A 19,665-nucleotide genomic window follows, 5' to 3' on the forward strand; every position below is an offset into this window, starting at 1 on the left:
CCCCATCTGCGGTCGACCGGGAGGATGAATATGAAGACGCTGCTTGCTGCCATGCTGATCACAATGGCAACCGGCTCGGCCGCCTTGGCCTTCGACGCCGATACCCAGGCCATCATCGACCGGCACAAATCCGGCAAGCTCGTCGCTATCAATGACGTCGCCACGCTGATGCGCTCCAGCGCGCAATGGTGCTACCTCAACCAGGACCACACCTGCGCCTGGACCGACATCTATCTCGACGTCACCGATACCGGCGCCACTTTCGAAATCGGCAATGCCTGGGATGCCGATACCAATATCGTCTTCACCGACCAGGGCGTATTCGAGGACGACCGCTATATCTGCGAAACCGATCACGACTGGGTGCCCAGCGTCCGCGCCACGCGCCGCAGCGATGGCAGCACCATCGACGGCCGCCTGCTCTGGGACCTCAAATCCGACATCTACGCCATCCGCGCCGGCGACATCCAGAACTGCTTCGATTACCTCTACCTGCGCTCCGACCCCGACTACGAGCAGATCACCCTGCTGCAGCGCCAATATGTCGATGGCGTCCACGACGAAACCCGCGACGTCGAAGTCACCCTCCACATGAACTCCGAAGACGCCGCCGGCCTCTCCTGGCGGTGGTGAGGCATCTCTTTCTTCCCTTCTCCCCTTGCGGGAGAAGGTGCCCGAAGGGCGGATGAGGGGTCCTGCGCAGGGGCAGGGCAACATCGCGCCAAGCCCCCGATCTGTTCCTCCCCTATCAGGGGGAGGCTAGAGGGGGTATCCAACGAAAACCCTAAATCCGCCCATCCCGCAATGACGTCGCCAGCGGCTCCGGCCGCGTCACCGGCGTCTTGATATCCACGGTCCGCCCCTCGGCCGAAGCCGTGGCAAACGCCTCCATCACCTCGAGCACATGCAGCGCCAGATCGCCATTGGCGCGGTGCGGCCGATTGTCGAGAATGCCCTGCGCCATGTCGGCCACCCCGAGCGAGCGGTAATTGCCATCCGCATAGGGCTGGGTCACCTCAACCTTGGTCCATTCCTCGTCCTTGCCGCGCTTGCGGATTTCCACATCCCCGCCGAAGAAGTTCGGATCGGGCACGATCAGGCTGGCTTCGGTGCCATAGAGTTCGAGCGGCACATGCTTGTGCGCCGGCACATCGAATGACAGCGTGACCTGCACGATGGCGCCATTGGCAAAGCCCAGCGAAGCGGTGGCATGGGTATCGACATGCACATCCATCACCTGCCCCTTCTTGGGCTCGGACAATACCGGGCGCTGGTTGCGCAGCCGCGAACTCATGGCCGAAACGCGCGCCACCGGCCCGAGCAGGTTCACGAGGTCGGTGATGTAATAGGGCCCCATATCGAGCACCGGCCCGCCCCCGATATCATAGTAGAAGGCCGGATCGGGGTGCCAGGCTTCATGGCCGGGGCACTGGAAGAAGCCGGTGCCACCGACCAACTGCCCGAGCACGCCGCTATCCACCACCGCCCGCGCCTGCTGGTGCGATCCGCCCAGGAACGTATCGGGCGCCGAGCCGATGCGCAGGCCCGCCTTGTTGGCGGCATCGAGCAGCTTGCGCCCTTCGGCATAGGTGATGCCGAGCGGCTTTTCGGAATAGACATGCTTGCCCGCGGCCAGCGCCTTGAGCCCCACATCGACATGCGCCCGCGGAATGGTCAGGTTGACGATGAGCTGGATCTCGGAACTGCCAAGCATCTCGTCGATGCTCATGGCCTGGAGTCCGAATTCACCGGCCCGCGCCTGCGCAGCCTCGGGGCGCATATCGGCCAGGCCCTTGATATCGAGAACGGGGAAGCCGGCCATGGCCTCGTGGCCCAGCATGGCCCTGAGATAGGCCGACGAAATGTTGCCGGTGCCGATGAAGCCGACACCGAGGCGCTTGGTGGTCACAGCGCGATCCTCCCTGACGTACGTACTGCAAACTAGCGAGGAGAATCGCGCCGCACCAGCCGGTCAGGCCAATTTATTTGGATCACGCAGAATTTGCCGCCAACCATGCCGGATCGGGCTCGATCGGCGTGATGATGTCGAGCAGGATGCCATTGGGATCGCTGGCAATGAAGTGGCGCTGGCCGAAGACTTCGTCGCGTAAGGGCTGGGCAATGGCCAGCGTCCCACCCGAAAGCCGGGCATATTCGGCCGCGGCATCCTCCACATAAAAACTCAGGATCACATTCCGGCTGGGGCCGCGCGCCGCCTCCGGAATCGAGTCGTGGTCCTGGTGGATCAGCGCAATCTCGAACGGATGCTCCGAGGCGGCGCGCAACTGCACATACCAGTCGCTCGAAAAGATGCGGGTGAAGCCCAGAATGGTTTCGTAGAACCGGGCCGTGGCCTCGACGTCACCGACCTGGATGAGGGGATAAAGGCTGCTGGTCTGCATGGGAAACTCCTTGTTTCGCGCTCACATTCAAGATACAAACTGCATGTATGTATCTTGAATTAACATACAGGCTGTATGTATGCAAGTAGAATCGAGACGAACCCAGGCCGAGCGTCGCGCCGAGACGCGGGGCCTGCTCCTGACGGCAGCGCGAAAGCTCTTTGCCGAGCGCGGTTTTGCCGAAACCGGCACGCCCGATATCGTGGCCGCGGCCGGGGTGACGCGCGGCGCGCTCTACCACCACTTCGCCGACAAGACGGCCCTCTTCGCCGCTGTGGTCGAGGCCGAACACGCCGCCGTAGCCCAGGGCATCGAAGCCGCCGGCGACGCCATGCCGACCGATCCGGTTGCCGCCCTGCTGGCTGGCGGCAACGCCTTTTTCGCCGCCATGCGCGACGAGGGCCGGCGCCGCATCCTGCTGGTAGATGCCCCCGCCGTGCTCGGCCGCGCCGCTTTGGACGAGATCGACGCGCGCCATGGCTTGGAAACCCTGGTCTGCGGCCTGCGCGACGCCATGGATGCCGGCGCCATCCGCCGCCTCCCCGTCGAGCCCCTGGCGCAACTCTTCGGCGCCCTCTTCGACCGCGCCGCACTGGCTCCGGTGGAGCGACAGGCAGAATTCCAGCAGGCGATGGCCGCCATGGTGGAAGGGTTGAGGGCCTAGCGTGCACCTATCGCCGGCGCGTTCGGCCCACCCCCACCCTTGATCCCTCCCCACAAGGGGGAGGGAGACGATGAACACCAGCGCTTCAGCCGGCGCCTTCCTCCCCTCGATGGGGAGGGATTGAGGGTGGGGTGACGGGAGCCACAGAACCGAGGCAAGCCTCACCTACGGGAAGCAACGGCATCGCCCTTACGTCGGCATCACCTATTCGAAATAATCGGGATGATCGTCGATCGTCTGCGTCAGCAACACTTCGGCCCGCGCCAGATGGCTCCGCATCGCCGCCTCCGCACCCGCCACATCGCCATCAGCCACCGCCGCGGCAATCGCCTTGTGCTCGCTGATCGCCACCTGCGACGACGACACGCCCAGCGTCAGGTAGCGCACCCGGTCGAGCTGCATCTTGTGGTCGTCGATCAGTTGCCACGCATATTCCACCCCCGCCAGCCGCGCCAGCGTGCGGTGGAACAGCTCGTCCAGCGTATGGAAGCGCCGGCTGTCATTGGCATTCGACGCCGCTTCCTGCTCGGCAATGAGTTCGCCCAGCACCGCCTTGGCCTCGCCCGGATGGCTCGCCACCCGGCGGATGATCTCGACCTCGATGCTCTCCCGGATGAACCGGCTCTGCCGCACGCCCTCGGGCGAGATTTTCTTGACCACCGTGGCCCGCTTGGGCCGGATCAGCAGCAATCCCTGCTGCGCCAGCCGGATGAAGGCCTCGCGCACGGGCTGCCGCGACACGCCATAGCGGCCGGCAATATCGCTCTCGGAAATCACGTCGCCGGGCTTCAGCGCCATGGTCACGATATCGTCGCGCAGCGCGCCGACGACGCGCAGCGCCATGGTCTCCTCACTCGCTTCGAGCACGCTGGCCACTTCTCCTGATTCCCCTCCCCGACCATGTGCCGGATATCTGTTCGACTGATCCTGTAGTTTGCCAACTTCCACAGGAATCTGCCCCGGAAGCCCCGGCCGCCACCCCTTGATGCGGTGACCGAAAGAAAATAGTGCCTTCCGCTAATCTTGTATGGTAGATGCATTCTCGGCGCTCGTCCATGGGCGCGCTATTGCATCGAGACCGGAGAAAGATCGAATGGCCAAGACCTACGCGCTCGTGGGAACAGGGGGTCGGGCACGGATGTTCTATCAGGCCATCCTGGGGCCGCATCGTGAACATTCCCGTCTCGTCGCGCTCTGCGACACCAATCAGGTGCGCATGGACTACACCAACCGGGTCATCGAGCAGGAACTGTCCGGCCAGCCGGTCCCGACCTACAAGGCCGCCGATTTCGCCGCCATGATTGCCGAAACGAAACCCGACACGGTCATCGTCACCTCCATCGATCGCACGCATCACAAATACATCATTGCCGCGCTCGAAGCCGGTTGCGACGTCATCACCGAAAAGCCGATGACCACCGATCCCGAAAAGTGCCAGGCCATCCTCGACGCCGTCGAACGCACCGGCAAGCAGGTCCGCGTCACCTTCAATTACCGCTACGCCCCGCACAATTCCGCCCTGCGCGAGCTTGTCGCGTCAGGCGCCATCGGCACCCCCACCTCGGTGCATTTCGAATGGCTGCTCGATACCCGCCACGGCGCCGACTATTTCCGCCGCTGGCACCGCGACAAGCGCAATTCCGGCGGCCTCATGGTCCACAAGTCCACGCACCATTTCGACCTGGTCAATTTCTGGCTCGGCAGCCAGCCCGACACGGTCTTCGCCATGGGCGACCTCAAATTCTACGGCCGCGCCAATGCCGAGGAGCGCGGCGTCTTCACGCCCTATACGCGTACCACCGGCGTCGAGGCCGCCAAGAACGACCACTTCGCCATCGACCTGACCGCCAACCCCGTGCAGAAGGGCCTCTACTGGGACGGCGAAAAGGAAGACGGCTACCAGCGCGACCAGAACGTCTTCGGCGACGGCATTTCCATCGAGGATACGATGAATGTCATGGTCCGCTACCGCAACAAGGCGGTCATGACCTATTCGCTCTATGCCTATGCCCCCTGGGAAGGCTTCAACGTCGCCATCAACGGCACCGGCGGCCGGCTCGAACTGATGGTGCGCGAGACCTCCTACATCAATGCCGGCTCCACCTCGACAGCCGAAGGCGCCGCCAAGGGCGTCGATCTCTATCACTTCCCCCTGCATGGCGAAGCGCGCGTCGTCCCGATCAAGGCCGGCGAAGGCGGCCATGGCGGCGGCGACAAGATCATGCTCGAGGAAATCTTCGGCAACGCCACCCCGCGCCCCGGCTACGGCGCCAACCACCGCGACGGCGCCCTCTCCATCCTGACCGGCATCGCCGCCAACCAGTCCTTCGCCACCGGCCTGCCGGTGGATGTGAAGACGCTGGTCAAGCTGTAGGGCTCTACACTTACCCCGCCCACAAAACGTCTCCCCATCCACAAGGGGAGTGTTGAATGCATGAGCCCTCTGCCCCTCTCCCCTCGTGGGAGAGGGTGGAAATTCGCGTTCAGCGGATTTCCGGGCGAAGGGGCTGCGCTCACCTATGATTCAATGCAGGCAGGAAACTCGGCGCCTCCTCATCCGCCCTTCGGGCACCTTCTTCCACGAGGGGAGAAGGGAGGGCGCTCAGCGCAGGATGATATCGAATGAAACTCGAAATGCGCCCATGCGCCTCCCTCCCCATGATGGGGAGGGACCGAGGGTGTGGTGGGGCCACACACTCGAAAGTCTCGGAAGCCCCTACTGCGCGAACGGCACCGACGCCGTCAGCACATTGCCCGAATTGTTGAACTCCACCTCGAAGTCCACGGTAATATTGCCGTTGACCAGCAAGATCCGCGAACCGATGCGCACATCGCTGCCGCCGCGGTCCTTCTGCTGTTCCTTGAGGTCGAAGCTGATCTGCCCCGCCCGCTGCTGCCCGATGGCCAACCCGGTAAACCCGGCATTGGAGCTCATCGCCGCCTCGTAGCGCTTCGCGTCCTCGTTATAGGCGATGGTGCCGCTGATCGAGAGCGTCGCATTCACCAGCGCGCAGCGCCCGGTATAGTTCACCTTGGCCTGGTTGCCCTTGGCGATGGTCAGTCGGCAGCGGAACGGCTCGGGCCTGTCCCCGCCCACCAGCGCGCCCTCGCCCTGCCAGTTGCCGATATAGGATTCGAGCAAGGCCACTTCTCCGGCCGCCTGTGCCGGCGCCAGCCCCCCGAATGACATCGACAACAATACGACGCCTATTCCCCACCACGTCTTCATCGCAAAAAGCACCCTCCTGCTGCCCCGTGACATCAGATTCTGTTTATGTCTGCCAGTGCAGAGATATCGAAGCCAATAGAAATCTGACACATCTGACGCAGTTGTTACGATTTCGCTACTGACTGGGCGTTACAAATCACGGCCAATGGGCAGTCGGGCTCATCGACGCCAAAAGGGGGACTGGGTGACTACGGACGCACCGATCATTGATGCAAGGGACGTGACCTATAGCCTGGAGGTCGCCGGCCGTCCGCTCCACATCCTCAAGGGCGTCAGCCTGCGCGTCGCGCCGGCTGAGGTCGTCGCCATTGTCGGCCCCTCGGGCAGCGGCAAGACATCGCTGCTCATGCTGCTGGCGGGGCTCGAACGCGCCACGTCAGGCACGGTCACGGTCAATGGCGCCGAGCTGGGCACCCTCAACGAAGACGACCTGGCCCGCTTCCGCCGCAAGACGCTGGGCATCGTCTTCCAGAGCTTCCACCTCATTCCCTCGCTGGCCGCGCATGACAATGTGGGCCTCGCGCTTGAAATCGCCGCGCCCGAACTCACCCAGGCGCAGATCCGTGAAAAGGCCGCCGCCGCCCTCGCCGCCGTGGGCCTGGCCGACCGGCTCGATCATCGCCCCTCGGCTTTGTCGGGTGGCGAGCAGCAGCGCGTCGGCCTCGCCCGCGCCATGGTCGCCAATCCGCCGCTCCTGCTGGCCGACGAACCCACCGGCAATCTCGACCAGAAGACCGGCGCCCTCGTCGTCGAACTGATGTTCGACCTCGCCCGCAAGCAGGGCACCGCCGTCCTGCTTATCACCCACGACCCGGCCCTTGCCGCCCGCGCCGACCGCGTCTTCACCATGACAGCCGGTGAATTGACCGAAACGACGGGGCAAAAGTGATGGGCGCCTTCTGGGGCGCCGTCCGCATCGGCCTGCTCGATATGCGCGGCGACCTGCGCCGCTTCCTGCTGCTCGTGGTGTGCCTCGCCGTCGGTACCGCGCTGATCTCGGGCGTCAATTCCGTCGGATCGAGCATCACCCGCGCCATCGATGACGGCGCTGCCGAACTGATGGGCGGCGATGTCGAACTCTCCCGCGCCGACCGCCTCGCCACATCGGACGAACTGGCCACCATGGCCGGTTTCGGCACCATCTCGACCATTGTGGATACCAATCTGCGCGCCGAATCCCCCGCCGGCGACGCCTTTGTTGATCTTTCCGCCATCGGCCCCACCTACCCCCTGCTCGGCCGCGTCCTGAGCCCGCAACTGCCGGACGGTGCTTCGCTCTACGACCGCCTCGCCACCAGTGACGATATGCCTGGCGCCTTGCTCGATCCCATCCTGCTCGATCAGCTTGGCCTCGCCATCGGCGACAGCTTCCGCCTCGGTGGCACCGATTTCGAGGTGCGCGGCACCTTGACCAAACTGCCCGACGGCCCGGTGCGCGGCTTCCGCCTCGGCCTCACCGCGCTGGTCACCGACCAGGGCTTCGCCGCCGTCTCCGACCGCACCTCGCCTTTGCCGGGCCTCGGCACCTGGTTCCGCTACAAGCTCCTGCTCAATGACCGGGATGCCGAAGCCGGCAAGGCCGCGCTCGAATCCGGTTTCGCTGATAGCGGCTGGACCGTCCGCTCCGCCCGCGATGGGCTAGGCGACATGGTGCGCTACTACGATCTCTTCATGCGCTTCCTGGTCATTGTCGGCCTCGGCTCGCTGCTCATCGGTGGGGTCAGCGTCTGGACCGGCATGCAGGCCTATATCGCCGAGCGCGCCAGCGTCATCGCCATCCTGCGCTCCATGGGCGCCACGAGAGGGCGCATTTTCATCCACTTCTTCGCCCAGGTCGCCGCCCTCGCCGCGGTCGGCGTCGGCATTGGCCTCGTCATCGGGGGCGGCGCGGCCTTCGCCGTCCTGCCCATTATCGGCCGCGCCGTGGGCATCGACCTCGCCGCCACCATCCATGTCCAAGCCCTCGCCGTGGCCGCTGCGGCAGGCCTCGTCACCGCCTTCGCCTTTGCCTATCTGCCTTTGCAGCAGGCCCAGACCATTCGCCCGGTCCTGCTGTTCCGCTCCAAGGGCCTGTCTGCCCCGCCGGTCGATTGGGCCGCGCTCCTCCTCTCCTGGCAGGTCGTCCCGCTCATCGCCGCCGCCCTGGCCTTCTTCCTCCTCGCCTGGCTCATGACCGGGGATGCCGTGCTGGTCGCCGCCTTCGGCCTCGCCGCCGCCGCCGCCGCCGTGGTCTTTCAACTCTTCATCCGCGCCATCCAGCTCGCGCTCGCCCGCCTGCCCGAGCCGCGCGCCCGCATTCCGCGCCATGCTCTGCGCGCCATTTCCGGCTCCGGCCAGAATGCCGCTTCGGTCGTCGTCTCGGCTGGCATGGCGCTGGCCATGCTCGTCGTCGTCCTCGTCCTGCAGGCCAATCTGCGCCAGGAATTCCTCGGCGCCTCGGCCTTCGACGTGCCGACCCTGGTCGCCTCCGACCTCTTCCCGGACGAAGTCGAGTCCCTCGCCGCCATTGCCGGCGAAGGCACCGATATTGTCCGCTTCGTCGCCACCCCCATGCTGCGCGGCGCCCTGACCGAAATTGCCGGCCAGCCCGCCGAAACCGTCCGCACCAACGGCCCCGAAGCCACTTTCCTGCTGGCCGGCGAAGTGCCCCTCACCTTCCGCGCCGAGCTGCCCGCCTCCTCCCGCGTCACCTCGGGTGAATGGTGGCCATCGGACTATGCCGGCCCGGGCCTCGTCTCCCTGCACCAGAGCCTGCGCTCCGGCCTCGGCGTCGATCTCGGCGACACCTTGACCTTCACCATTTTCGGCGAAGAGGTCGCCACCACGATCGCCTCCTTCCGCGATTACTCCTGGCAGGGCGGCATCGACTTCCTCGCCACCTTTTCCCCCGGCGTCATCGAGAGCTATCCGACCACGCTCTTCGCCGCCGTCACGGCCGCACCCGGCCGCGAGGAGGCCGTCGAACGCCAGCTCGCCGCCGACTTCCCCGACCTGCGTTTCATCGCCATCGGCGATACCCTCAAGCAGATCACCGACGCACTGAGCCAGCTCTCCTTCGCCGCCGTCCTGGTCGGCGGCCTTGCCGTCGGCAATGGCCTGCTCGTCCTCGTCGGCAGCCTCTCCACCGGCCGCCGTCAGCGCGAGGCCGATACCGTCATATCAAAGGTCCTCGGCGCCACCCGCTTCGAGCTCATGGCCACCGCCTTCACGCAATATCTGATCCTGGCCTTCCTCGCCGCCATCCCCGCCATCCTCCTCGGCATTGGCCTCGGCTGGCTGGTCAGCATGGTCATGCTCAATGTCGACTTCACCCTCAACCTCGACGCCCTCCTCGTCGTCATGGCTGTCGCCATAGCCATCACCGCCCTGCTCGGCGCCCTGACCATTTTGCGCGCGGCTTCGGCCCGACCGGCGAGACTGCTCCGGGATTTGTAGGATGGTTCCACAAGAGTGGAACCCACCCTCCCCCTTTGTGGGGAGGGAAGCGAGATAGGACTTAGCGTTTGCTAAGTCCGTTGAATCGAGCAGGGTGGGGGTATCTCTCCACATACGCACTGGTTGAGAGACCACCCCCACCCTTGATCCCTCCCCACAAGGGGAGGGAGACGACTGCAGCTTCAGCGCTCATCATCCCAAAACCCTAACAAATTCCGTCTTGTATGGAAGAACCTCCATCCTAACCCCTTGCCCATCCATCATTATTTCCGCATCCCAAATTTTATGATTGACGCCGCTCCCCGCGCTTGCCAATCTTGCGCCATCTGAGCGGGAACAATCCCCCAGGATCGGCCGGAGACACGTCATGGGCCCGCGGGCCCAGCCAGGGTATGTGGTCAAGCGTGAGCTACGCGGTATGTCTTCGGTCTGACCGTTCAACCAACGGACCGATGCTCGTATCGACCTTCTGAGAGACCCGCAAAATCGATCTCAACCGTGCGGTCGCGGTTGGCGGGACGGTCTTCACCCTCACCCCAGCTTCTCCGCACGATGACCCGGAAACCGGGCACGCGGGAGGCGAATATGAACGACCAGCAGCCATGCACGGATATGGAACGCTATCTGTTCGATCTGAACGGCTATCTCGTCGTCCCCAATGCCCTTTCCGCCGAAGAACTCGCCGCCTGCAACGCCACCCTGGATGATTGCAAGGACTTCGTCGGCAGTGAATTCCGCGGCCATGTCTACCTGCATAACGATCCTGCCCGCCAGGAAGGCATCATGCTACAGCAGATGTACGAAGCCGGCACCGTCTGGGAAAAGATGATCGACCACCCCTCCTGGTTCGCCAAGGCCGTCCACTTCATCGGCGCCGACGACCCCGAGAATTTCGACGGCCATCACGGCCCTGCCTTCATCGACGAATGTTTCGCCACCATTCGCGGTCCCGGCCAGGCCCTGCGGCTGCATTCCGGCGGCCATATGGGCACCATCCGCACGCAATACCGCTTCCATGCCGGCAAGTTCCATTGCGGCCAGGTCAATGTCCTCATCGCGCTGAACGATATCGGCCCCGGCGATGGCGCCACCATGGTCATTCCCGGCAGCCACAAATCCAACCTGCGCCACCCCCAGACCGTCGCCCTCGACAAGCGCGACGAACAGACTTCGGTCGATGGTGTGGTCGGCGCCGTGGAAGTCCATCTCAAGGCCGGCGATGCACTGATTTTCGTCGATGCCATCATGCATGGCGCCGCCCGCCGCGTGAATCCGGGCGAGCGCCGCATGACCGTCTATCGCTACGGCCCGAGCTGGGGCTATTTCCGCCACCGCTTCGTGCCCAGCCCCGAACTGCTCGCCCGGCTGACGCCCCGCCAGCGCCAGATCGTCATGCCGCACCAGCCACCCATGGTGGCCAACGCATGACTGATAACCCATAGCCTGTCACTCCGCAGGCTGCCGCGCCGGGCAGTCTCCAGGCATCTCTCCCGGGTCCGGCGCGGCCACTGATATCAGCCTTCGGGAGGCAAAGAGGTACGTAAGTCGGCAGCGCAGGGGGAGGGAACCGCAGCACTGCCAGCAATGCTCAACAGGGAGGACACCATATGAGCAGACTGAATCGCAGAACCTTCATGACCAAGGCGGGCGCCGCCGCCGGCTCCGTCGCCGTGCTTTCGGCCCTCGGCCCCCAGGCCTTCGGCCAGGACAAGCAGGTCCGCCACTTCTGGTGGGGCAACCCGGAGCGCGACAGGCGCACCTTCGCCGTCATCGACCTCTATAATTCCAAGAATCCCGGCACGGTCGTGTCAGGCGAAACCCTCGGCTTTGACGATTATTTCACCAAGCTGACCACCCAGATCGCCGGCGGCAACATGCCCGACGTGATCCAGCAGGGCTATGGCGTGCTATTCGAATATATCGCCAATGGCGCCGTCGTCCCGCTCGACGACTATGTCGGCAACAGCCTCGATATCAGCAAGATCGACCAGTCGGCCATTGATGCCGGCACCGTGGACGGCAAGTTCTATGCCCTCTCCATCGGCGCCAATTCCCACATGGCCATCTACAATTCCCGCCTCTTCGAGGCAGCCGGCATCGTCCCCGGCGAGGATTTCGACCCCTATGGCTATACCTATGACGACCTCGCCCGCATCGGCGCCCAGGTCAAGGAAGCCACCGGCGTCCCCGGCACCGACGACAACACCGCCGATTACCAGAACTTCTCCGACTTCATCGCCCAGAAGGGCGTCAAGATGTTCAACCCGGACGGCACCTATGGCGCCACCCAGGAAATCGTCGAGGAATACTGGTCCATCTGGCAGACCATCCGCGATGCCGGCGCCACCCCTCCGGGACCGGAATCCGCGGGCCTGGCCGGCGTGGCCGATCTCAGCCAGCTCGGCGTCGTCACCGGCAAGTCCGCCATGTCCTACCTTTGGAGCAACCAGCTCGTCGGCGCCCAGGGCCTGATGGAGGACACGCTCGGCGTCGCCATGTACCCCAATACGCCGGCCATGGTCCCCGGCTCGATCGTCCAGCCGAGCCAGTTCATCTGCCTCACCCGCGACAGCGTCGATCCCGAAGCCGCCACCGCCTATATGAGCGCCTTCGTCAACGACCTCGACATCACGGCCATTCTCGGCCTCGAACGCGGCATTCCCAGCCAGGTCGATGTCCGCGAGGCCCTGCAGCCCAACCTCTCGCCTGCCGAAGCCCTCTCGGTCGAGTTCTTCGCCGGCATCCAGGGCAAGACGGCGCCTCTCGATCCCCCGCCCCCCAGTGGCAGCAACGAAGTCGAACAGACCTTCGAGCGCGTCGCGGTGTCCGTCCTGCTGGGCGAAAAATCCATCCCCGAAGTCGCCACCGACTTCCTGGCCCAGGCCAAGGCGATTTTGGCCCGGGCCTGACACACTTCGGATGAGGTCTCAACAGACCTCATCCTGAGCCTGTCGAAGGACGAGGTCGTGGCACCATCCAGCCACGTCCTCATGGTTCGACAGGCTCACCATGAGGACTACTGAAGGGCCTTACGCCATGGAAAAATTCTTCCGACGCAATTTCGCCGGCTATGCTTTCCTGGCGCCCTGGCTCATCGGCTTCTTCCTGCTCGCCATCGGCCCCATCCTGGCCTCGCTCTGGCTGAGCTTCACCAAATACAACATCGTCCGTCCGCCCCAGTGGATCGGCCTCGACAACTATATCTACATGTTCGAGTTCGACGACCGCTTCAAGAAGGCCCTGCAGGTCACCTTCTCCTTCGTCGTCATCTCTGTGCCGGCAAAGCTCATCTTCGCCCTCGGCGTCGCCATGGCGCTCGACAAGGGCATCCGCGCCATCGGCTGGTATCGGGCCCTGTTCTACCTGCCTTCCATCCTGGGCGGCTCCATCGCCGTCGCCATCCTCTGGCGCCAGCTCTTCAATTATGACGGCGTGGTCAATTCCGCCCTGCGCCTTGTCGGTCTCGATGGCCCCTATTGGCTGGCCGATCCCAAATATTCGCTCTGGACCCTCATCGTCCTTGCGGTCTGGCAGTTCGGCTCGCCCATGCTGATCTTCCTCGCCGGCCTGCGCGCCATTCCGCAGGAACTCTACGAGGCCGCCGAGATCGACGCGGCCGGCCCGGTGCGCAAATTCTTCGCCATCACCGTGCCCCTGCTCGCCCCGGTCATCTTCTTCAATCTGGTCCTGCAGATGATCGAGGCCTTCAAGAGCTTCTCCGGCGCCTTCATCATTTCCGGCGGCAGCGGCGCCCCGCTCGACAGCCTGCTCTTCTTCACCGTCTATCTCTACGACGAAGCCTTCTCCTATCTCCGCATGGGCTACGCTTCCGCCCTCGCCTGGGTGCTGCTCCTGATCATCGCCGCCTTCACCGCCATCGCCTTCTGGACCAGCAAATACTGGGTCCACTACGAAAACGAGCGGGGGTGATGACGATGACTTCTGTGGCTCCCGTCACCCCACCCTCAATCCCTCCCCATCAAGGGGAGGGAGGCGCCAGCGCTGACGCCCGTGTTCATCGTCTCCCTCCCCCTTGTGGGGAGGGATCAAGGGTGGGGGTGAGTCCCACGCACCGGACCGATGGGGACATCCAATGACCGAAAACCCCGTCACCACCACCATCGCCGCCAGGCCGGCCTCAACCGACACCGCCGCCCTTGCCCGGGCCTACCGCGAGGCTCGCGCCCGCCGCGCCAAACGCGCCGGCCTCCTCAAGCACATCTTCCTGATCCTGACGTCCCTCATCATGATCTACCCGCTGATCTGGATGATCTCGGCCTCCTTCAAGCCCGACAACCAGATTTTCGGCAGCCTCTCGCTCTGGCCCCAGACCTTCGATTGGGACAATTACGGCCAGGGCTGGAATGCCCTCTCGGTCAGTTTCACCCGCTTCTTCCTCAACTCGACGCTGGTGACCGTGCTCTCGGTCATCGGCAATGTCATCTCCTGCTCCTTCGCGGGCTATGCCTTTGCCCGCCTCGAATTTACCGGCAAGAATATCTGGTTCGCCCTGATGATGATGACGCTGATGGTGCCCTACCACGTCGTCCTCATCCCCCAATATCTGCTCTTCCTCAACCTGGGCTGGGTCAACACCTACCTGCCCCTGATCGTACCCAAATTCCTCGCCGGCGAGGCCTTCTTCATTTTCCTCATGATCCAGTTCTTCCGCCAGCTCCCCCGCGAACTCGATGAAGCGGCCATGATCGACGGCTGCTCGCCCTTCAAGATCTACTGGGCCATCATCATGCCCTTGAGCCTGCCGGCCATGGCCACGGCAGCCATCTTCAGCTTCATCTGGACCTGGGAGGATTTCCTTGGCCCGCTCGTCTACCTAAACAAGGTCGAGGACTATACCGTCCCCCTGGCCCTGCGCATGTTCCTCAGCCAGGACGGCGCCAGCCAGTATGGCCCCATGTTCGCCATGTCGATCCTCTCCATCCTGCCCATCTTCCTCTTCTTCATCATCTTCCAGCGCCTCATCATCCGCGGCATAGCCATGAGCGGGCTGAAATGAGCAGGCGCCCCAACCACCGAGCCCCCCTTCTCCCCTTGCGGGAGAAGAGCCTGCCCCGGACGCGATCCGGGGTGCCCGAAGGGCGGATGAGGGGTCTGCGATCTCGCCACGCCCTCGTGGTACGACAAGCTCACCATGTCCCAGTAGACCTCATCCTGAGCCTGTCGAAGGACGAGGTCGTGTCACTAATGCACGTTCGACCGGAGTAGAAATGGCCTCAGTCACCCTCAGCGAAGTCCGCAAGGCCTATTCCGGCTTCGAGGTCATCCACGGTATCGATCTCGACGTCCGCTCCGGCGAATTCCTCGTCCTGGTCGGCCCCTCCGGCTGCGGCAAGTCCACCCTGCTCCGCATGATTGCCGGCCTCGAAGACATCACCGACGGCACCATTTCCATCGGCGACCGCATCGTGAACGACCTGCCCGCCTCCCAGCGCAACCTCTCCATGGTCTTCCAGAGCTACGCGCTCTACCCCCATATGAGCGTGCGCAAGAACCTCGCCTTCGGCCTGGGCAATCTCCGCATGCCCAAGGATGAAATCGCCCGCCGCGTCGCCGACGCCGCCCGCATCCTGCAGATCGAGGAACTGCTGGAGCGCAAGCCGCGCCAGCTCTCCGGTGGCCAGAAGCAGCGCGTCGCCATCGGCCGCGCCATCGTGCGCGAGCCCCAGCTTTTCCTCTTTGACGAACCGCTTTCCAATCTCGATGCCGAACTCCGCGTCCAGATGCGCGTCGAACTCGCCGGCCTCTACCAGCGCCTCGGCACCACCATGATCTACGTCACCCACGACCAGATCGAGGCCATGACCATGGCGACCCGCATCGTCGTGCTCAACAAGGGCAATGTCGAACAGGTCGGCACCCCCTTCGAGCTCTACAACTTTCCGCGCAATCTCTTCGTCGCCAGCTTCATCGGCTCCCCCCGCATGAACCTGCTCACGGCCAGCGCCGCCGATGGCAAGGCCGACATAACCGGCCTCGGCAGCATCACGCTGCCCCCAGGCGTCACCGCCACCGGCCCCCTCACCATCGGCCTCCGCCCCGAACAGCTCACCATCGACGCCTCGGGCCCCCTCACCGTCTCCGGCACCATCACCCTGGTCGAATATCTCGGCTCGGAAGTCTTCATCTACCTCCGCCTCGACACCGGCCAGACAATCCTGGTCAAGGCCCCCGGCAAGTCCACCCACCAGAACGCCGAAAAACTCACCGTCTCGCTCCACCCCGACGACGCCCACTATTTCGACGCCGAAGGCCAGCGCCTCGCCAAGACGGGCGAGGCGTAATTCCGTGGCTCCCGTCACCCCACCCTCATTCCCTCCCCATCATGGGGAGGGAGGCGCACGCCAAACGCCAGTGGTCCAATGTAGCCCCGTCCACCGGCCAGGCTTCCCTCCCCTTTGTGGGGAGGGAATGAGGGTGGGGGTTTGAACGCGCCGAGAACACATAAATCATGATCAGCCAGCCCGACCTCCTCACCCGCCTCCGCACCACCAACCTCGCCACCCGCCTCGGCCGCGACCACCCCGCTTTGGCTGAGTGGCAGTCCGCCGACGTCGCCTTCGCGTCCTCCACCCCCCGCCTAGAAGCCCGCTACGACCAGGCTGTCAGCGAACTCCTCGACTGCATCAAGCCCACCGACGTCACCGGCCCCATCCTGCATGAAGGCGGCGTCTATCACGGCTGCTGGCTCGAAAGCACCGGCACCATCAATACCGAGCTGATGGCCCGCTTCCTGCCCTCGATCGCCGCCGAAACCTATGCCGCCTTCGCCACCCACCAGCGCGAAGACGGCCTCATCCCCTACAAGATCACCCAGACCGGCCCCGCCTTCGCCCAGATCCAGCTCGTCACCCCCCTCGCCCGCTCCGTCTGGAACCACTACTGCCTAAACGGCGACCGCACCTTCCTCGCCCGCCTATACGCCGCCATGGCCCGCTACGACGCCTGGCTGGCCCAATACCGCGATACGCGCGGCACCGGCGCCGTCGAGGCCTTCTGCACCTACGATACCGGCCACGACCTTTCCGCCCGCTTCTGGCACGTCCCCGACAGCCCCTTCGGCAATGACCCGACCCGCTGCGACCCTGATAGCCCCGTCCTGCCCTTCATCGCGCCGGACCTCACGGCCAATGTCATCTGCCAGCGCCTCTACCTCGCCCGCATCGCCGCCGAACTGGGCGAAGACCCCCAGCCCTGGCGCGACAAGGCCCAGTCGAGCCTCAAGGCCCTGTTCGCCCACTGCTACGACCCGGACGACCATTTCTTCTACGACCGCGACCGCAACGGCAATCTGGTCCGCGTCCAGGCCGATGTCCTGCTCCGCGTCCTCGCCTGCGAGATCGGCGACGACGCCTTCTTCGCCGAGGCCCTCAGCCGCTACCTGCTGAACACTTCGAAATTCTTCGCCAAATACCCCTTCACGTCAGTCGCCCTGGACGATCCGCGCTTCGACCCCAATTTCGGCCAGAACTCCTGGTCCGGCCCGTCCAATTTCCTCTCCATCATCCGCGCCGCCCACGCCTTCGAGCACCATGGCCGCCATGTCGAACTGACCTGGGCGCAGATGCCGATCCTCGCCGCCCTCTTCGCCATGGACACCTTCCCCCAGACCCTGAGCCCCTTCACCGGCGCGCCCGGCTACACCGAAAGCTATTCCCCCGCGATCCTGTGCCTCCTCGACATGGTCGAACGCCTCTGCGGCATCCTCCCCCGCCCCGACGGCACGCTCTGGTTCACCGGCCTCGTCCCCCGCGAAGTCATCCACAGATACCAGGACCACCACACCGCCTATCGCCGCAAGGTCGACAGCCACACATTCGAGCTGCTCAACGACGGCATATCAGCCACCATCTACCGCGACGGCGAAAAGCGCTTCACCTTCCCCCACGGCACCCGCCTCGTCGCCACCCGCGAAGGCAACCTGCACAGCCTCATCGGCATGGTCGCCCGATCAGTGACGGGCACGATCGAAACGCCTACTGGCCCAATCCCGATCTCCATCGGCCCCAACGAAGTCGTGACGCTGCAAAACGGCACCCTCACAAGCACCCGCGAATCCAGTTTGGTGACACCAAGCTATGGCTAGAGTGGAGCCCCTCCCTCCCCCTTGTGGGGAGGGTGGCCCCGAAGGGGCCGGGTGGGGGTTCTCTCCGCGAGTCTGGTGCGTGTGACACCCCCACCCTCGATCCCTCCCCAAAAGGGAGAGGGAGTCGACTGAAACACCCGGTTCACACCACCACGCCTTTCACGAATCGCCTCCGTCAGTGCTAACAGTCTGCTAACCAATTCGACCCTCGCGTGACTCCCGATTGACCGGGACGAAACCCGCCAATCGGAGACCCGATGAAGGTAGCAATCGACATGGGCGCAACGACGGGCGCCGCGCCCGCCACGCTCGATCTCGAGGAGCTGCTGGCCACCCGTCTCCTGGTTCAGGGCAATTCGGGCTCCGGCAAGTCGCATCTCCTGCGGCGCCTGCTCGAACAATCCGCCCCCTGGGTGCAGCAATGCATCATCGATCCCGAGGGCGATTTCACAACGCTGTCAGAGCGTTACGGCCACACGGTCGTGGACGCCACCCGCACCGAGGCCGAGCTGACCCGCATCGCCGCCCGCGTCCGCCAGCATCGTGTCTCGGTCGTGCTCAACCTTGAAGGCCTTGATGTAGAACAACAAATGCGCGCCGCCGCCGCTTTCCTCGGCGGCATGTTCGATGCCGACCGCGACTATTGGTATCCCGTCCTCGTCGTCGTCGACGAAGCTCAGCTCTTCGCCCCATCGGTGGCCGGCGAAGTGTCTGACGAAGCACGCAAATTGTCGCTCGGCGCCATGACCAACCTCATGTGCCGCGGCCGCAAGCGGGGCCTCGCCGGCGTCATCGCCACCCAGCGCCTCGCCAAGCTGGCCAAGAACGTTGCGGCCGAAGCCAGTAACTTCCTGATGGGCCGCACTTTTCTCGATATCGACATGGCCCGGGCCGCCGATCTTCTCGGCATGGAAAAGCGCCAGGCCGAGCAGTTCCGCGACCTCGCCCGCGGCCACTTCGTCGCCCTCGGCCCCGCCATTTCCCGCCGCCCGCTACCGGTCACCATCGGCCCGGTCGAAACCTCGGCCCGCTCCACCAGTCCCAAGCTGACGCCCCTGCCGGAAGCCCCTGAAGATGCCGCCGAGCTGATCTTTTCCGCCTCGGCCGAAGAACAGGCCCGCCCCGTCACCCGCCGCCCGGCGCCGCCTCCGCCCCCTTCGACCAATGAGCTGCTGGCCCAGCTTTCCCGCGCCCGCCCGCCGGCCGAAGAGACCCCACAGACCCTCTTTCCCGAGATCGACGAAGCCGAGCGCGACCGCCAGATCGACGCCATCATGGCCGAACTGCTCGGCGACCCCGATGCCAGCTTCCGCACCGTCGCCGTGCTCTATCAGGATTTCCTGGTCCGCTGCCGCATCCGCCGCGTCCCCGGCGAGCCGCCCGCTCTACCGGCCTTCAAACGTCGCCTCGCCGTCGCCCGCGTCGCCCCCGATACCGAGGTCGCCCAGTCCGACGGCTGGCAACAGGCCCTGTCGCTCTCCGAAACCCTCACCGACGACGTGCAGGGCGTCTTCCTCGTCCTCGCCCAGGCCGCGCTCACGTCAGCCCCCTGCCCTTCCGACGCCACCTTGGCTCGCCTCTATGGCACCCATTCGGCCAGCCGCGCCCGGCGCCTTTTGACCTGGTTCGAGGAACGCGGCCTGCTGGTCGTGCGCCTCGATTTCCGCAACAACCGCGTCGTCGCCTTCCCCGACCTATCAGCCGAAACCGCCCCCGGCGACCCCAACGGCCCCGATGCCCTGGTGGAAGAACGCGGCGCGGCAGAATGATCCTGCCGGGATGGCGTGGCGCCATCTCCCCACCCACCAGCCGTCACCCTCGGGCCTGACCC

Annotated in this window: 16 protein-coding genes; 12 read left to right on the plus strand and 4 right to left on the minus strand. The window is 64.7% G+C overall.

The features are described from left to right. Positions 1 to 30 precede the first annotated feature (30 nt). Positions 31 to 633 carry a hypothetical protein gene (locus tag NVV79_RS11385; RefSeq protein WP_303989335.1) on the plus strand — a complete coding sequence of 201 codons (603 nt, stop codon included), beginning with the start codon at positions 31 to 33 and terminating at the stop codon, positions 631 to 633. 151 nt (positions 634 to 784) lie between these two features. Here the strand turns inward: NVV79_RS11385 and NVV79_RS11390 are convergent, their stop codons facing one another. Further along, on the minus strand, positions 785 to 1,909 hold the full coding sequence (locus NVV79_RS11390) for a Gfo/Idh/MocA family protein (RefSeq protein WP_303989337.1): 1,125 nt from the start codon (positions 1,907 to 1,909) through the stop codon (positions 785 to 787). Between the two features lie 82 nt (positions 1,910 to 1,991). Next, positions 1,992 to 2,402 carry a VOC family protein gene (locus NVV79_RS11395; protein ID WP_303989341.1) on the minus strand — a complete coding sequence of 137 codons (411 nt, stop codon included), beginning with the start codon at positions 2,400 to 2,402 and terminating at the stop codon, positions 1,992 to 1,994. A 79-nt stretch (positions 2,403 to 2,481) separates the two neighbouring features. On the opposite strand from NVV79_RS11395, the gene NVV79_RS11400 reads away from it, so the two are divergent. Further along, positions 2,482 to 3,066 carry a TetR/AcrR family transcriptional regulator gene (locus NVV79_RS11400; protein ID WP_303989344.1) on the plus strand — a complete coding sequence of 195 codons (585 nt, stop codon included), beginning with the start codon at positions 2,482 to 2,484 and terminating at the stop codon, positions 3,064 to 3,066. Positions 3,067 to 3,270: 204 nt separating this feature from the next. Here the strand turns inward: NVV79_RS11400 and NVV79_RS11405 are convergent, their stop codons facing one another. Beyond that, the gene (locus NVV79_RS11405; protein WP_303989347.1) at positions 3,271 to 3,933 is read right to left on the minus strand and encodes a GntR family transcriptional regulator; all 663 of its coding nucleotides are present in this window, start codon (positions 3,931 to 3,933) and stop codon (positions 3,271 to 3,273) included. Positions 3,934 to 4,159: 226 nt separating this feature from the next. Here NVV79_RS11405 and NVV79_RS11410 point away from each other — a divergent pair, with 226 nt between their 5' ends. Further along, on the plus strand, positions 4,160 to 5,440 hold the full coding sequence (locus NVV79_RS11410) for a Gfo/Idh/MocA family protein (protein ID WP_303989349.1): 1,281 nt from the start codon (positions 4,160 to 4,162) through the stop codon (positions 5,438 to 5,440). Between the two features lie 342 nt (positions 5,441 to 5,782). Here NVV79_RS11410 and NVV79_RS11415 read toward each other — a convergent pair whose 3' ends face one another. Beyond that, complete coding sequence (locus NVV79_RS11415; RefSeq protein WP_303990384.1) at positions 5,783 to 6,256, minus strand: heme-binding beta-barrel domain-containing protein; 474 nt, start codon at positions 6,254 to 6,256, stop codon at positions 5,783 to 5,785. Between the two features lie 259 nt (positions 6,257 to 6,515). On the opposite strand from NVV79_RS11415, the gene NVV79_RS11420 reads away from it, so the two are divergent. The 9 genes from NVV79_RS11420 (at position 6,516) to NVV79_RS11460 (ending at position 19,603) form a co-directional block, all read left to right on the plus strand. Continuing rightward, on the plus strand, positions 6,516 to 7,184 hold the full coding sequence (locus NVV79_RS11420; RefSeq protein WP_303989353.1) for an ABC transporter ATP-binding protein: 669 nt from the start codon (positions 6,516 to 6,518) through the stop codon (positions 7,182 to 7,184). Next, a complete protein-coding gene (locus NVV79_RS11425) occupies positions 7,184 to 9,730 on the plus strand; it encodes an ABC transporter permease (protein WP_303989356.1) in 2,547 nt (848 codons plus the stop codon). The genes NVV79_RS11420 and NVV79_RS11425 overlap by 1 nt, the downstream gene beginning before the upstream one ends. A 585-nt stretch (positions 9,731 to 10,315) precedes the next feature. Continuing rightward, positions 10,316 to 11,158: a phytanoyl-CoA dioxygenase family protein gene (locus tag NVV79_RS11430; protein ID WP_303989358.1), complete on the plus strand. Its 843-nt coding sequence runs from the start codon at positions 10,316 to 10,318 to the stop codon at positions 11,156 to 11,158. A gap of 179 nt (positions 11,159 to 11,337) precedes the next feature. Next, a complete protein-coding gene (locus NVV79_RS11435; protein ID WP_303989360.1) occupies positions 11,338 to 12,639 on the plus strand; it encodes an ABC transporter substrate-binding protein in 1,302 nt (433 codons plus the stop codon). 127 nt (positions 12,640 to 12,766) lie between these two features. Beyond that, positions 12,767 to 13,660: a carbohydrate ABC transporter permease gene (locus NVV79_RS11440; RefSeq protein WP_303989363.1), complete on the plus strand. Its 894-nt coding sequence runs from the start codon at positions 12,767 to 12,769 to the stop codon at positions 13,658 to 13,660. Positions 13,661 to 13,823: 163 nt separating this feature from the next. Beyond that, entirely contained in the window at positions 13,824 to 14,747 is a 924-nt protein-coding gene (locus tag NVV79_RS11445) for a carbohydrate ABC transporter permease (protein ID WP_303989365.1), read from the plus strand. Positions 14,748 to 14,958: 211 nt separating this feature from the next. Then, positions 14,959 to 16,032 carry an ABC transporter ATP-binding protein gene (locus tag NVV79_RS11450; RefSeq protein WP_303989367.1) on the plus strand — a complete coding sequence of 358 codons (1,074 nt, stop codon included), beginning with the start codon at positions 14,959 to 14,961 and terminating at the stop codon, positions 16,030 to 16,032. Between the two features lie 167 nt (positions 16,033 to 16,199). Continuing rightward, positions 16,200 to 17,834, plus strand: coding sequence for a hypothetical protein (locus NVV79_RS11455; RefSeq protein WP_303989369.1), 1,635 nt, complete (start codon positions 16,200 to 16,202; stop codon positions 17,832 to 17,834). 257 nt (positions 17,835 to 18,091) lie between these two features. Beyond that, positions 18,092 to 19,603 carry an ATP-binding protein gene (locus NVV79_RS11460; protein WP_303989371.1) on the plus strand — a complete coding sequence of 504 codons (1,512 nt, stop codon included), beginning with the start codon at positions 18,092 to 18,094 and terminating at the stop codon, positions 19,601 to 19,603. Positions 19,604 to 19,665: the final 62 nt, after the last annotated feature.

The organism is Devosia ginsengisoli, from assembly GCF_024707105.1.
In the GTDB taxonomy this organism is placed as follows: Bacteria; Pseudomonadota; Alphaproteobacteria; order Rhizobiales; family Devosiaceae; genus Devosia; species Devosia ginsengisoli_A.